This is a genomic window from Hungatella sp. SL.1.14 (assembly GCF_024460495.1).
Classification (GTDB): Bacteria; Bacillota; Clostridia; order Lachnospirales; family Lachnospiraceae; genus Hungatella; species Hungatella hathewayi.
Window position 1 is genome coordinate 1 of sequence record NZ_JANFYJ010000004.1, and the last position, 15,634, is coordinate 15,634.

A 15,634-nucleotide genomic window follows, 5' to 3' on the forward strand; every position below is an offset into this window, starting at 1 on the left:
CTAAAAACAAGCGAATCGAAAAATATAAAGAAAAATGGTGTGCATAGAAAAACGGCCACAAAATGTGGCCGTTCATCAGCCCCTCGTTTTAAATATTTCACCTGTCTACTTGACAGGGGGCATATCAAATGTGGTTGATACTTCTTTGCTTCTTCCATAATATTTACAACACCAGCATGCCCACACCCCATAATAACTACTACTTTATTTTCTGAAATAATCAAGTTTTGTTCGTGTCCAAAGGTATCTTTGCCCTTTTTATCATAAAGAGCATTATTGGCAGGGGAATAAAATTTATTTGTTTTACTTACTGTGAATAACGATAATTCTTCATCAATTTTATAATTACCATTCAATAGTTTGATTTGCCTGTTAGATTTAAGCTGACTATCAATTCCAACTGGTATTTTAAGAAATAAGGTTTTACTGTAATGTGGTTCAAAGGCTTCCTTTTGTACATAGATATTTGCCACAGAATTAATATCCAAGAACTTTTGCAATGCTCCTCCGTGGTCAAAATGCCCATGAGAAATAATAACAGTATCCACTTTTGAAATATCTATATTTCTTTTCATAGCATTTTCAAATAATGTGCTATCTGAACCTAAATCAAATAAAATTTTATGTGATTTTGTTTCAATATATAAGGAAAGTCCGTGTTTTGTTTTAAGTTCTGATTTCGTCGTATTTTCAACTAATGAAATTATTCTCATAAAATCTCCTTTACAAATTCTAATTTGTCGAGTACACCTTATCCGCCTAAGTTCCTTCCCACCTGACAGCACAGGCCCGATAATCTAAATACTCTCTATTATGATCTTGTCTCAATTTCCCTTATATTAAAAATGTGTACTTTACAAATAAGGCGAGGATAAATCAGCACGACAAACTGAAACTTATAACCGCCACCATATAGTATCTTTTCTGGCATATTCTTTAAAGCCACATCTTATCAGTACTCTTTGCGATGAAGCACCATCAACATCTGTTTCAGCAATAATATGTTTTACTTCGTCCCGCTTCAAAGCCCAATTACAAAACGCTTGAACCGTTTCTGTCATATAACCGTTATGCTCAAAATCATGTCCTAAGCCATAGCCTATTTCAACTTCTCCATTACTATTAGGAATATCCTTAAAATCAATCGACCCGACTACACAATGATCCGATTTTCTAACAACAAACCAAAAAGTGTGCCATAGATAATTGGCAGGGTCTTTTTGAGCCTTTTCTACTTGTCCGCATACAATTTCACGAAACAAGCCTTCCATTGGTTCCGCCTTGTATGAGCATAGTAGTTCCTTTTCAAGCTCTCTTATGTTATACGTCCATAGTTCAAGCTGCTCTGGAGTAAGTGCTATAATATTAAGTCGCTCTGTTTCAATTCTCATTATTCTGTCCCTCAAATAACTTCAAATTTATTAATATTAACTTTTCTGACGCTATAAAGCTGGCTTACGCACATTAACCTCTGCACAGACCAACTCTGCTATCTGTTCCGCTGTTTCATTTGTCAGCAGAAAAAACATTCCGTCATTACGGCATTTTTTATGTGTAACGCCATTCAAGGTATAAATAAAACCTTTAACACAGGTATCGCTACAAGCATTAGGGTCAATTAGTCTCTTGCAGTCACGAGAAGTAGTCATTTTCTTTTGCATATCAGCAGGCAGAGAAGCGATTGTATCCTCATACTTACCAGCATTGTCACCGTAAATCCGTGCCAAAATACCAGACTTGCGAAACACCCAATTCATTACTGTTTTCTTCTCAAGTTGATATGAAGCAGCGTAACCGCTTTTTACTTCCTTAATGACAAGAACACAGCCCTGTTCAATAAGTTTGGTATTAAGTTTCTCGACAAACGCTTGGTGTTCTGGCGCAACTGCCAATAGAAATTCTTTGAATGAAGCCTTTTCTTTTGTCATTATCTTTTTCCTCCCAAATTTCGATTTGTGAAGCTGCGCTTTTTCCGTCAAAGGCATCTTAATTATCAGTTCTCTCTCACTGCGATCCAGACTTCCACAAGCCCATCTTTTCCATAGTATTCAATATCCGGTGCGCCGGATTTCATTCTGCCGGTGAGATAACCCTTATTCAGCGGCCGGTAGTTCGACTTAGGCAGCCATTTTGAGATGGCCATAGCTTCTGTCTTGCCGATAGTCTCCATCAAGTATTTTTGTATAGTGTTTTCCATTTCTGCGAGATACACGAATGCTTTTTCCAATCAGGCGAAAACTGCCTTTTTGCTCCAGTCTCCATATATACTGTTGCTTGACCGAAATCCACATTTTCGGGACCGCCCGTAATCTGGCATTCTAATTCCGCGCGTCCTTTGGCGCTATCCCATGAAATTGCTGGAATGCTTTTGTAAAGGAAGTGGACGAGTCATACCCATATTGACAGCTCACATCCACCACTCGCTGATCCGTACTCTTTAAGTCATAGCCAACTAAAGTCATTTTTCTGGAACGGATATAATCTGAGAGGCTAATGCCGTTCATATAGGAAAAAACCTTTTAGAAAAAGCCTAAGGAACAGCCTGCAATCTCGGAAATCTCCCGCGGATCAATCGGCTCCTGCCGGCGTTGCAGATGGTTTTCCTTTCTATGGCCCTATCTCTGTAACTTTTATTATACTTAATAGAAAGAAGCCTGTCCTCTCATTATTGGTACTGATAGGATAGAACCTCAACAGTTTAAAAGCATCACCTTAAAACCGTCGGATAACCGATTGACAGGGCCTTCAAAAAGGGGGGATACTGAGAAGCTGGCCCAGCGTCAAGTAGGAAAGACCAACCTGTTCCATCACTTTCAGGTGTTTTTTAATTTTGGCATCCTCGAATAGCTCCAGTGCCTGGGAAGCCTTCAGGCCCAGCAGCTCCACAACATTCTTTCCCTTGTAAGTACAGGCAAGGGCCTCCTCGTTATACCGAACGCCGCCGCATTTCGGCAGCGATGGTATCGAACACGATGCTGGACTTGCCGGAGCCGGATACGCCGGTGAACACCGTGATTTTTCCTTTGGAATACGGAATGTGACGTGTTTCAAATTGTTTGGGGTCAGCCCGTAGACAAGAATATCCGCCATCAATTATCACCTCTTTTCATTTGCTTCTTTCTATCGTGCCACAGCAGCGCTACCACAATCAGCGCGGTCAAATAGTCGGCTGTGGGACTTGCATATAAAATGCCGTCCATTCCCCAAATCCGGGAGAAGGTATGGATCAGGGGAACCATCAGCATGAGCGGGCGGAGGATGGATAGCAGCATGGCCTTCACAGCCAGTCCGGTCGCCAGATAATATTGCGAAGACAGGACCTGGAATTGCTTCCTGAAGATGTGGGCCATATTGCCAACAACATCTCACGCTCACCTGAATTTGTGATACAGAAGGAGACAAGGGTGGCTGGACTCAGAGGGGTAACCTCTCTTTCCGATAACAGGCTACCCAGATAGACAAGATGATGATTATAGTGAATTACTCCAACTCGCAAAGGGTTGGGGTAATCTTAATTTTTACCGCGTTATTATTTGGCATTGCCTATAAAAGATGCCGAACTGAATAAGCCCGGCATCTTTTCACTGCAAGCACAATCAATTCACTTTTTCACCATTCGAATTTACATAGTGCCCATCTGGAGTTTCTCGATTCTCATACATCGCTCCATACGGAATAATTGAATCATTAGAATACATCCATGTTCCATTTTCCCCATTGAATGTATAAGTTGCTTGATTTGCTGTAGAGCTGTTAAAGTAATACCACTTTTTATTAATCTCTTGCCATCCGGTCACCATTGCTCCTTCTGAGTTCAGATAATACCAATAATTATCCTCTGCACACTGTAACCAACCAGTCATCATATCACAATTCGTCGTGTCAAAGTAATACCAGTTGCTGTTGATCAACTGCCAGCCCGTAACAGCATAGCCTTTTTCATTAAAGTAGTACCATTTATTCTGAATCTTTTCCCACTTACCAGAGGCATATCCTCCCTTTGTATAGCTGTACCACCAACCGTTCATATCCTGTTTCCAACTTCCTGTCACAGAGCCGGAACCCACCGCAGAGTTGCCTGAATTACCCGAGTTATTGGAATTATTTGAATTATCAGAACTGTTTGAGTCTGCTGATTTTACTTCTACTTTCTGCTCTAATAAGAGATTGTCTGAAGCTGCTCCAACATAGATAATTCTTGTTCCTTCTGCAACTTTCCATTTACCGATTGTTCCGTCGCTCTGATCCTGAAGTTCTCCATCTGTATTCCAGAAAGACAGGCTCCTTTCATTAATATGTACGGTTACTTCTTTCTCCTCACCGGGCTTTAACTCAGGCGTTCTGTAATAACCGGCCAAAGCATATTTAGCCATCTGTACTCCATCCGGAACTTCTGCTTCACCCAAATAAACCTGGGCAACCTCTGCCCCCTTTACCTCCCCTGTATTCTTAACTTTGAAAGAAACGTCAAACCCGGCCTTTTCACCATTCTCCCGTTTCTCCGTCACTTTTAAGTCTGAGTATGCAAAATCCGTATAAGATAAACCATAGCCAAAGTCATATAGAGGTTCAATCTCATTTGCATCATACCATTTATATCCTGTAAGAATCCCTTCATAATAATCTACGGTACTGTTCTGAACCTGCTGTGTCTCAAATATCTCTTCTGTATAAGTATCTAAAGTTTCTAAATCATCTTTCGGAATCGTAAAAGCAAGTTTTCCGCTCGGGTTCACCTTTCCGGTAAGCAAATTAGCAGTAGCCACGCCGCCTTTCTGTCCAGGATAATACATTTCCAAAACAGCATCGACCTCATCCAACCAATTTCCCATGGTTACAGGGGTAGAGTTATTTAAAACTACAACAACTCTATGCCCATTTTCGTGAGCTGCCTCTGCAACATCAAGAATCAGTTGTTCCTGTTCTTCCGGAAGCGCCAGAGTACAGTCTTCTCTCGTTTTAGCCAGCCCGTCAGCTGTATTATATGCGAATACCACAGAAGTGTCGTTCTTTTCCGCTGCCTTTATTGCATTTTCATAATTTTCTACTCTCTGAGATGGGGTAATCCAGGATAATGTAATCTGCAGATCCTTTTCTTCCAGAGTTGCAACTCCTTTTACTACGATTTCGTAGAATTTTCCTGCTTCCAATGTTACATCTGCAGAACTTAAAATAGTTCCCGTGTCGCCACATGTATCTGTAGCCCATTGAGTGCCCTGATTAATATTGGAAATACCAAGTGATGTTGTTATTTTATTCCCTTCGGCATCTGTACCCGTTTGTATGGTTGCAGCTGCTTCTCCACCAATCCCTCCAAAGATAATGCTGTATTCTCCATCTTCAGGTGCCTTTAAATAAGTAGTCCAGGTATATGCAGAACCTGATGCCTTCGTAAAGGAATTCGCTGTACCTTCATCAGCAAACTTTGCCAAATAGTATTTATTTGGTTTTCCGTCAATCGTTCCTACGGTAAAATTAATTTCTTTATCTGTTGCGGCATACGTACCTGTCTCATGTCCTTCCATCTCAGTAGCCGAAACGCTGCCCGATGGTCTCCACTGTCCCTGAAATTCCTCGTCATTACCTTCTTCTTTGGCAACGCCATACGTTCTGATCACACCATGCAATAATCCATCTATAGCAGTGTTTTCTTCTGCAAAACGATCAGCTCCCCTCCTGCTGCTCTCGGACTGACTGGTCTTATCTGCATTTGATGTTGTTGCATATGTATGATTCTCTTTTTGTGCATTCGATGATGTTGCTTTCGATTTTTTTGATTTTTCTGCATTCGATGATGTTGCCTTTTTAGCATTTGATAATGTAGCTTTCTCTGCATTTGATGCTGTAGCAGTATAAAGGTATTTGTTGGGAATAATCGTCCCTACTGAATCTAAAGCGACCTGTCCTTCAACATTTTTCTTTCCCAACAGCTCACTTAATGCCTCATATGGACTGGTCATCTCGCTGATTGTACCTGAAGAACGCTCTCCTCCAACTCCTGATTTTAAGCGCATGCCTGCCAAACCAATCACAGCCGTTGTATTTCCAGTCTTTAGCGGCAATGTACTTTCCTCATTCTTTAATAATACCCCACCCTTTTCTGCAATTTCAAGGGCCGATTTGTTGCTCTTAACTCTTACCTTTTCCAGTTCATCTAAATCTACCTTGAGCTTTATAATCTCTGTACGGCCAGGCTCTTCTTTCGCCAATCCATCTTCTCCAATCTGAACCAATCCGAGATAACCGGCCTTTCCCAATGCCGTCAGAACATGTTCAACTGAAGCATCGACCTGCTCCTGAGTTAATTTGCCTTCAGCTATTAACTTCTCACATTCTTCCTGGCTGTTATTTTTGAGACTGGGCATCTCGATATCTGTTCCTGCTGCAATCGTATTTCCATCATTTCCGCCCCAGTCTGTTATCGTAAATCCAGAAAATCCCCACATACCGCGTAAAACTTCATTTTGCAGATAGGAATGTGCAGAAGCATAAGTACCGTTAATCGCATTATAAGCCGACATCATCCCCAAAAGTCCGCCTTCTAAAACCGCGGATTCAAATCCCGGCAAATGAGTCTCATGCAGTGCCTGCTCTGAAACATCTACATTTGTTTTCGTTCCCGGGCTCGCATCGAGTGAAAATGCAGCAAAATGCTTTCCGACAGCTATAACATTTTGATCCTGAATTCCCTCTGTTAAAGGTGCCGATAAGGTGGATAATAAATACGGGTCTTCTCCCATCTGATCTTTCGCTCTTCCAAAATAAGGGCTTCTCATAATGTCAAATTGGGAGCCTAACTGCATATTACCGCCAATCGCATTATTCTCCGCTCCATGAATTTCGCCATATTTATATGCCAGTTCTGTATCCCATGTTGCCGCCAGCATCTGTTCCTGAGGTGGATTTGTCGTATCATACAGAGATAAAACACCAGCCGGTCCATCATACATTTTTGACTGTGGGACACCAAGTCTTGGGACACCATCCAAATAGCCTGCATTTCCCTCATCTCCTGTGCCATTTCCACCTAGAAAAGAGTATTTTTCCTCCACTGTCATTGTATTCAGAAGAGCTGTTACAGTATTCTCCAGTTCTTCGCCTGACAATTTAATTATTGCGGAATCTGGATAAACGTTTGGAAATGTTACTGTATCCGCAGTTTTTTTTGGAGCCGCCATAATCTCGGCTGCTGGCCCATTGCAGATTACCATCGATATGGTCAATGATGCTGCCATAATCCGCCTCAACCCTTTTTTCATTGCTATGTACCTCCGCTCGTGTTATTTTTACATAAAACGTGATATTTTCCCCGGGTTTTGTAAGCTTTTCGCTTAATCACGTTTGGATTATATCTACATTTTTATGCATTTTCAACAATTTTGACACGAACCGTATGTACAGAGACATGAATTGTAATGCAACTATAAATAAATAGTTATCTCGAAATAACCACCATTCATCCGATATTCTAATTTCCCGTTGTGTTGTTTCACAATCTCCTTTATAATTGACAAACCTATTCCATGAAATCTGGCATCCTCTTTTGTTGTCCTAAGATATGGATTTTTTTCCAAGATATCATAACTAACCTTATTTTTAACCATTATTTGAATAAAGTCTTTTACCGAATTTATTTCAATCCGTATATCTTTTTCCGGTTCTTTTTTACTGGCCTCTATTGCATTATCAATTAAATTTGATAATATAGTTCCAATTTCATCATCAGATAATGGCAGAGTCTCATTTAATAAGACTTTAGTAACAATATTAATATCATATAGCCTCGCTTCCCGTATTTTTTGAGAAAGAATCACGTTAACCATGTGATTTCCCGTGTTGATCAATTCATTATGCTCTAATTTTTCACCAGCATAGTTGGTTATAAGTTTTTCCAGTTCCCCATACCTCTTTTCTTTTAGCAGCACCTGCATACGAAAACAAATATTTTTAAACTCATGCCTGATAAAACCGTACTCGCGCACCAATCCGGCATTAATCCTTTGTTCCGCTAATTCAAACTCACGTTTTTTACTAATGATTCCAAGCCGTATTACTTCCTGATATTCACGCACAGTTGCAGTGACAAGATACACCATCAATAAATTCAAACAATAATGGCACAATGCAACCCATTTTAATTCTGACAACTGCAAACGGCCATAAATTCTCCAAAATTCATAAGAGATAAACAACATACCTGGTGCTGCTAAAATAATCATATACTGAGTTTTGGTAACGTAAGTTAACTCCATTATTCTATTTTTACTAAAGAATAAGTTAATCAAACTCAACATCAGGACTGCGATTACTGTGGATTCCAATCCTGTTCCCATCGCACTTTCAGAAAATACCCGAATACACACAATAAAGTTTATATAAAAGCAAATATATGGCAGTGCAAGTTTTATACAGTTTCTATTGGTGATAAATACCCAAAACAGCGTTCCAAGGAGCATCAGTATCAAAAAAACAAAATAGGAGTGTTTTGCAACAAACGTCAACTGTGTAATCCATTCAATTCCTGCCATCACCACAATTCCGTATAAAAATAATCTCACGACTTCCATTTTATTTCTATCCCGTTTGTTGGTTAATATACTCTTCAGGGCGAATAACAAATAAATATACTTTATTACCGGCTCTACTGCATTCCACATTCTGTACTATCTCCTGTTCCATATCATAAATTCCATTTTTACATCTCCAATGCGATCTCGGCTGATCGGAACCCGGATTCCTCCATCTAATAATATCTCCTGGTTTTCAATGCGGTAAATATACCGGTAATTTACCAGATAACTTCGATGTACTTTAATAAAACCACAGGAAATCAACTGTTTTTCCAAACTGCTGAAATGGCTTCGTACGATAATTTCTTCCTCTTTTAATCTTATTCTACAGCATCGCAGCTGTGCTTCCACATAAAGAGTTTCCTTAAGCGGCAGTATATGTAACTTACCACTCCGTTCTTCTATAATAGTCACCTTATCAATACTCTTCTGTTTCAGCTTTCGCTGTATTTCTTTCGCAGTTATACCTATCTCCGTATTTATTTTATTTTTTCTCAAAAAATTAAATGGCTGCACTTCAAAAGACTGGAATACCAATTCCTCATTGGATGAGATAAATACCACTAGCGTATCAGATTCCCATGTCCGAATTTTTCTGCAGATTTCGAAACCATCCATATCAGGCATAACAATATCAAGAAACAATACATCATAGTTCCTTCCCTGCATGACCGCGTCAATCAAGTTCCGGCCTCCACTATATTGATCCAGAGCAATAGTTTCTCCACATTCTTTAAACGCCTCTATAATCTGTACAGCTAAATAATTCAAGCATTCTTTTTCATCTTCACAAATTGCAAAATGATACATAACCCCTCCTGGAAATCAATCAGGTAATTCGTCTGTCTCTGCGTTCCTATCAGAAGCATACATCCTCCTCTTTTTCTATCGGCTTCCTCTGCTGCCATCATGCAAAATTGATTTGGGGGAATTCCTCTTTCTAAAATATCTCTACTTCTATAGCCATCAAATCAACATTTCACTTACCCCATAGAATAATTAATATTGTACACGCTGGTGTATGAATGTTTCTGATTTTTTATACATTTAGTATATCATAGCGTCGAGAAAAGGCAACCATATGCTATCTTGAGTTTCCGCAGTTTAATCCACAGAACTTTTATTATATCTGCCTTGTTATAAAAATGATAAAAAATCCTCCCAAATTTAAGGAATCCTATTCCTTTTTGATGTAAAATTAAATCACCACAAAATAATCCACTAAACAAATATTCACATTATACAATTAGTATTGTTGGTAAACAGCAGTAGTACTAAATTTCATGTAACAGGAACTATTATTATAAATTACTAAAAGGCTCTATATCACCACTTTCTTAAAACTTTTTGGTTATCACGTTTCCTCTTTAAACACAGCAAAACCCCGGTTCAAAATCCTCGAACCGGGGTATGTCATCCACATTTTGCCATTTTCAGCCTCATAAAACACAGCTCATTTTCGCTCGAATTCCAGCTACTTTTCCGTCCCAAACCACTATATCTTGTGGTTTTTCTTCTATTTTTCCTTTTCATCCACAAGCGACATCCGACAGCACACTTCGACATTCCCCGTAGAAGGAAACATATCCACCGCACACACCTTCTCCACCCGGTACCCTCTCTCCTGGAACACCGCCAGATCCCTCACCAGGCTCGTCGGCTTACAGGAAATATACACAATCCGGTTCACGCCATAGTCAATGATCTTCCCCAGCGCCTTCGGATGAATCCCGTCTCGCGGCGGATCTAGAATGATTAAATCCGGCTTCTCCTCAATCTCATCGATGACTTTTAACACATCCCCTGCTATAAACTCACAGTTTTCCAGCCCGTTCATCTTCGCGTTCTCTTTTGCGGCCTCCACGGCTTCCTCCACAATCTCCACTCCGACCACTTTTTTGGCAACCGGCGCGATCATCTGGGCGATCGTACCCGTCCCGCTGTATAAATCAAACACCACCATGTCCTTTGTGTCTCCGACATAGCTTCTGGCCTTCTCATACAGCACCTCTGCCCCCAGAGAGTTTGTCTGGAAGAAAGAGAACGGTGAAATCCTGAACTTTAATCCCAGCAGCTCCTCATAAAAATAATCCTGTCCATACAAAATATCAGTCTTATCATTCTTCACCGCGTCCGACAGACTGTCATTCCATGTATGCAGAATTCCGACGATCCGGCCGTTTAACGGAAGAGAAAGCAGACGCTCCGCAAATGGCATCAAATCCGGTTCTTCCTGGCTTGTCGTCACTAAATCCACCAGTATTTCCCCCGTCTTTACCGCGCGGCGCACCAGCAGGTGGCGCAGATATCCCGTATGCTGCATTTTCTTATAAAATCCCAGCCCCAGTTCCTCGAAATAATCCTTGGAGGCCTTCAAAATCTCACAGAAATCTGAATTTACGATCTGGCAGTCTGTGGTGGTCACTACATCGTAAAAGCTTCCGCGCCGATGCATCCCCAGCGCCATCGGCCCGTCCTTAAACTCATCTCCAAACGAAAACTCCATCTTATTCCGGTATCCGCAGGGCTGCGGGCTCGCCAGAATCCCTTCAAATTCATAGGAAGCGCAGACACTGTCAAGAAGACTCCTCACCTGCTTTTCCTTTATTTCCAGCTGCTTCTCATAAGGGATCGTCTGATAAATGCATCCGCCGCAGGTTCCAAAATGGACGCACGGCTTTTCCGCAGTCTCCAGAGGTGACTTTTCTAACACCTCCACAATCTTACCTTCCAGCCGTCCGCCCCGCTTCTTCGTAATCATCACAGACACCTTCTGCCCCGGAAGCGCGTGCTTCACCGTGATTTTTCCGGATTCCGTCACCAGCGTCCCTTTATCCGGAAAATCAAATTTCTCTATTGTACCTTCATATATCTCGCCTTTTTTCACGTTCTCTGCTCCTGTTCTCATTGATTATCAACCGCTGTCCGCCGTTTGCCAAAACCGGCTTCCATTCTTACCGCCGCAGCGCGCTTCCGCCCAAAGGGCTTCTGACATCACAGGAACCCTTTCCTGTGACACCAAAAAGCGTGTCTCAATCGCTGAGGCACGCTTCCTTTTTCTAACTGTCCTTCTTACTGTTCAGAACCCTCGCCCGGTGTATCATCTTCGAAGAAATCATCATCGAAATCATCGTCAAAATCATCTTCAAAATCTTCTAAATAATCCGGTGTGAAGAAACGGTAAACCGCATACGCAATACCGGCGACTGCCGCTACAGCACCAATGATGGCAAGTATCCAGAGAATACAGTTTTTCTTCTTTTCGTCTTCTTCTCTCTTGTGCAGCAACTCGTTCAGTCTGCTTGAATTTACGAGTTCCTCTACTCTGTTCATAGCTTCTTTGCTCATCGTATCGAATCTGTTCATATCATCCACGTCCTTTCTGAGAGCCTGTTTCCTATAAATATGCGGCAGAAACGAAATCTTTCTGTCTGTCGTTCTTATTATACCATTATCTTTATGCTTTTACTATCTTTTTTGATCATTTTTATTTATTTCAATTTTTATAACGCTTTTGATTTCCTGGATTCTTCTCCTGCGAGCCATCGATCAGACCGGTTTCAGCTTCGCAAAGGACGCGAACATCTTCTTGATCCCTGCCTTATCGAAACAGACCGTAACCTCATAGTCTTTTCCGCCATCCTTGATCTCCACCACATTTCCCTCACCGAACTTTATGTGGCGGACACGGTCGCCTTCCTTATAATCCAGGGCACCTGATTTCTGTACGGTAAACGCCTTTCCGAATGCCGGTTTCTGAACCGGTGACGCAGTTTTGGAAGCATAGGCATTGCTGCCCGGTCCGAAGCTGCTGACACCGGCGGCCTTATTCCCCCAGGTGGTCGGTCTCTGACCGCCGGAAGCACCGCCTCCGCTGCCCGCGGCTCCGGCTCCCGAACCGCCCCAGGAGCTGCCGCCTCTCGCATTTTTGCCGCCCTGGCCCCAGGGCAAATCGCTGTCGTCAAAACGATCACTCACACGCTCCGCGCGCGAGTCACCGTAACCGTCAGACGATTTCCGGAAGGAGGACAGCCTTGGCTCCAGCTTATCACAATCCAGCAAATCAGCCGGGATCTCATCGACAAACCGGCTGGTCTTCGAATAACGGGTCTCCCCATTGATCATTCGCTGTTTCGCCCCGGTCAGCATCAGGAAATCCTGCGCCCTGGTAATTCCAACGTAACAGAGACGCCGCTCTTCCTCGATCTCCTCCTTGTCGTCCGATGAGATCGACATCATGCTCGGGAACAGGCCATCCTCCATGCCGCTTAGATAGACTCTCGGAAACTCCAGTCCCTTAGCACTATGTAACGTCATCAGCGTCACCCGGTTTTCCGAGTCATCCATACGGTCCACATCCGCAACCAGTGCAACCTCCTCCAGAAATTCGGAGAGCGTTCCCTCGTCGTGATCCCGCTCAAAGCTGACCGCTTTATTAATTAACTCCTCGATATTTTCCAGACGGGTCTGATACTCGATCTCGCCCTCAGCCTCCAGCTCTTTCTGATACCCGGATTCGTCCAGCACATCTTCAATCAGTTCCCGGATCGAGTAATCCTCATAGCGGATTCTCTCACGGAAATCCTCAATCAGCGCCGTAAACTTAAGTATCTTATCCGCAGCCTTTCCCAGTCCCGGAACTGCCTGGGCGCGGCAGAATGCGTCATACATGCTGAAATCATGCTCCGACGCAAACGCCTGTACCTTTCCCACACTGGTTCCTCCGATTCCCCGCTTCGGAACATTGATAATACGGAGGGCAGATAAGTCATCCCGGCCGTTGTCAATCGTCTTCAAATACGCCAGGATATCTTTGATTTCCTTTCGCTGATAGAAGTTCACGCCTCCCACCATACGGTACGGCACATTGCGCTGAAGGCATTTTTCCTCGATAAGACGGGACTGGGCGTTGGTCCGGTAAAGAACCGCGCAGTCCTGGTAGCCGCATCCGCTGTTCTGAATATCGCGTACGATGGCATCCGCTTCCTCGGCGGCCGTCTCAAACTGTTTATACTGTACCAGAGGCCCTTCCTCATTGGCCGTCCACAGCGTCTTGGACTTTCTTCCGCGGTTGTGACGGATTACCTCGTTGGCCGCATTTAAGATGTTCTGGCTGGAACGGTAATTCTGTTCCAGCTTGATCACCGCCGCCCCCGGATACGATTTTTCAAAGTTTAAGATATTGCCGATGTTCGCGCCGCGGAACTTATAGATGGACTGGTCATCGTCGCCCACCACGCAGAGATTCCTGTATTTGCCGGCCAGCAGGCTTACCAGCTTAAACTGGGCGGTATTCGTATCCTGATACTCATCCACCATGATATATTTGAAGCGCTCCTGATAGTAATCCAGTACCTCCGGATTATTCTGGAACAGCTCCACCGTCTTCATAATCAGATCATCAAAATCCAGCGCATTATTCTTCTTAAGCTGGCCCTGATACTCTTTATAGATCTGCGCTGCTTTCTTCTGGCGGAAATCGCCGCCGGCGTTCAACTCAAACTCTGCAGCCGTTACCAGTTCGTTCTTGGCCGTGGATATGAGGCTCAGCATCGCCCGGTCTTTATAAAGCTTCGTATCTAACTCCAGCGTCTTTAAAACCTGGCGCATCAGCGTTCTCTGATCATCGGAATCATAGATGGTAAAATTCGTCGTGTAGCCAAGGCTCTCGATATGGCGTCTTAAGATTCTTACGCAGGAAGAGTGGAAGGTACTCACCCAGATGCTCTCCGCTCCGAAGCCCACAATCTTGTCCACACGCTCCCTCATCTCTCCGGCCGCTTTATTCGTAAATGTAATCGCCAGAATATTCCACGGGTTTACGCCCTTCTCCTCAATCAGATATGCGATCCGGTGGGTCAGAACCCTGGTTTTTCCCGAGCCGGCTCCAGCCAGCACAAGAAGCGGTCCTTCCGTGTGGAATACCGCTTCTCTCTGTACTTCATTTAATGTATCGTAAATGCTCATAAACGTATACCGTCATTTCCTTTCATCAATGGTTTGATTCAGCCGGGTATCCTGTTGTTTCGATTCCCAGATATTTTTTAATATCTGCAAGCTGTTCCATCGCAAGACGGCGTCCGTCTTCATAGAGTGCTTCCAGCTTCTTTCTGTCCTGTTCCGTCCTCGACACCGTCACCGGCTTATCCGGACGGATCACATAGATCCTTCCCGCCTTTTCCAGCTCGTCAATCTCTTCCTGCATCCGGTTATAGCGTTCCGGCGCCTCCTCCAAAGATTGAAGCAGCCGCGGGAGCGGTTTGAAGTAGTGTTCATACGCCCGCCTCGTCCATTTATCCACAGGCTTTTTCCTGTATCCCTGATTCCTGGTAAGTATGACAATGATCTTTTCATATCCCTCGTCGATGGCTCTCTGATAGGCAATCGGCATGGAACAGCCGCCATCCAAATATTTCTTCCCGCCTACATCAATCATCCGTGACAGAATGGGCAGGCTGCTGGAGGCCTTTACCGCCTCTATGAAATCCTCACACTTCCCTTTTTCAAAATATTCCGGTTTTCCCGTCTTACAGCGGGTTGCAACCACCTCAAACCGCTGCTTCGACGCCTCAAACGTCTCAAAATCAAACGGAATCAGTGTCTCACTCAATTCTCCAAACAGAAAATCAAAATTAAAAATCGAACGGTTCTTCACCATACTTCGAAAGCTCATAAACCGCTTATCATTCACGTAGTCCAAATCCACCCGGATCGTTCTTCCAATCTGTTTGCTGATATAACTCATTCCGCACATAGACCCCGCGGAAACACCGTTTACATAGGACATCTCGATCCCCTGCTCCATAAATACATCCAGCACTCCGGCCGAAAATACACCTCTCAGGGAACCTCCTTCCAGTACTAAAGCTCCTTCTGTCATCTTATTCACCTCGCCTCCTATTCTATTGCATTTCCTCCCCCCGGTCAATCCCTTTATAAAAATCCCTTGATCCTTCCCTCCTATATGAGTTCCCCCGCCAGAACGTATTTCCATCTCAGCGGTGCCAGTACCCAGCCGAAAAAGCAGCGGGCGGCGGTGCCAGGGATCGTTCAGTGTGCCGGCA

Annotated in this window: 12 protein-coding genes and 1 pseudogene; all 13 read right to left on the bottom strand. The window is 43.4% G+C overall.

The window, feature by feature from the left end:
• The coding region (locus NE473_RS05500; protein ID WP_256265175.1) for an MBL fold metallo-hydrolase at nt 1-713 on the bottom strand (713 nt) is incomplete at its 3' end.
• Between the two features lie 183 nt (nt 714-896).
• Nucleotides 897-1,391: a GNAT family N-acetyltransferase gene (locus NE473_RS05505; RefSeq protein WP_055652439.1), complete on the bottom strand. Its 495-nt coding sequence runs from the start codon at nt 1,389-1,391 to the stop codon at nt 897-899.
• Between the two features lie 51 nt (nt 1,392-1,442).
• Entirely contained in the window at nt 1,443-1,928 is a 486-nt protein-coding gene (locus tag NE473_RS05510) for a hypothetical protein (RefSeq protein WP_055652438.1), read from the bottom strand.
• Nucleotides 1,929-1,993: 65 nt separating this feature from the next.
• A complete protein-coding gene (locus NE473_RS05515; RefSeq protein WP_242866280.1) occupies nt 1,994-2,212 on the bottom strand; it encodes a hypothetical protein in 219 nt (72 codons plus the stop codon).
• A 106-nt stretch (nt 2,213-2,318) separates the two neighbouring features.
• Nucleotides 2,319-2,504, bottom strand: coding sequence for a helix-turn-helix domain-containing protein (locus NE473_RS05520; RefSeq protein WP_256265176.1), 186 nt, complete (start codon nt 2,502-2,504; stop codon nt 2,319-2,321).
• A 256-nt stretch (nt 2,505-2,760) separates the two neighbouring features.
• Nucleotides 2,761-2,946: pseudogene (locus NE473_RS33070) on the bottom strand (hypothetical protein); the annotation flags it as partial.
• 650 nt (nt 2,947-3,596) lie between these two features.
• Nucleotides 3,597-7,259, bottom strand: coding sequence for a glycoside hydrolase family 3 N-terminal domain-containing protein (locus NE473_RS05530; protein ID WP_055652434.1), 3,663 nt, complete (start codon nt 7,257-7,259; stop codon nt 3,597-3,599).
• Nucleotides 7,260-7,421: 162 nt separating this feature from the next.
• Nucleotides 7,422-8,657, bottom strand: coding sequence for an ATP-binding protein (locus tag NE473_RS05535; protein ID WP_055652433.1), 1,236 nt, complete (start codon nt 8,655-8,657; stop codon nt 7,422-7,424).
• 6 nt (nt 8,658-8,663) lie between these two features.
• Entirely contained in the window at nt 8,664-9,380 is a 717-nt protein-coding gene (locus NE473_RS05540) for a LytR/AlgR family response regulator transcription factor (protein ID WP_081035063.1), read from the bottom strand.
• Nucleotides 9,381-10,086: 706 nt separating this feature from the next.
• Nucleotides 10,087-11,478 carry a 23S rRNA (uracil(1939)-C(5))-methyltransferase RlmD gene (rlmD, locus tag NE473_RS05545; protein WP_055652431.1) on the bottom strand — a complete coding sequence of 464 codons (1,392 nt, stop codon included), beginning with the start codon at nt 11,476-11,478 and terminating at the stop codon, nt 10,087-10,089.
• A 164-nt stretch (nt 11,479-11,642) separates the two neighbouring features.
• Nucleotides 11,643-11,936: a hypothetical protein gene (locus tag NE473_RS05550; RefSeq protein ID WP_002600022.1), complete on the bottom strand. Its 294-nt coding sequence runs from the start codon at nt 11,934-11,936 to the stop codon at nt 11,643-11,645.
• A gap of 183 nt (nt 11,937-12,119) precedes the next feature.
• A complete protein-coding gene (locus NE473_RS05555; protein WP_055652430.1) occupies nt 12,120-14,537 on the bottom strand; it encodes an ATP-dependent helicase in 2,418 nt (805 codons plus the stop codon).
• 25 nt (nt 14,538-14,562) lie between these two features.
• On the bottom strand, nt 14,563-15,450 hold the full coding sequence (locus NE473_RS05560; RefSeq protein ID WP_055652440.1) for a patatin-like phospholipase family protein: 888 nt from the start codon (nt 15,448-15,450) through the stop codon (nt 14,563-14,565).
• Nucleotides 15,451-15,634 lie beyond the last annotated feature (184 nt).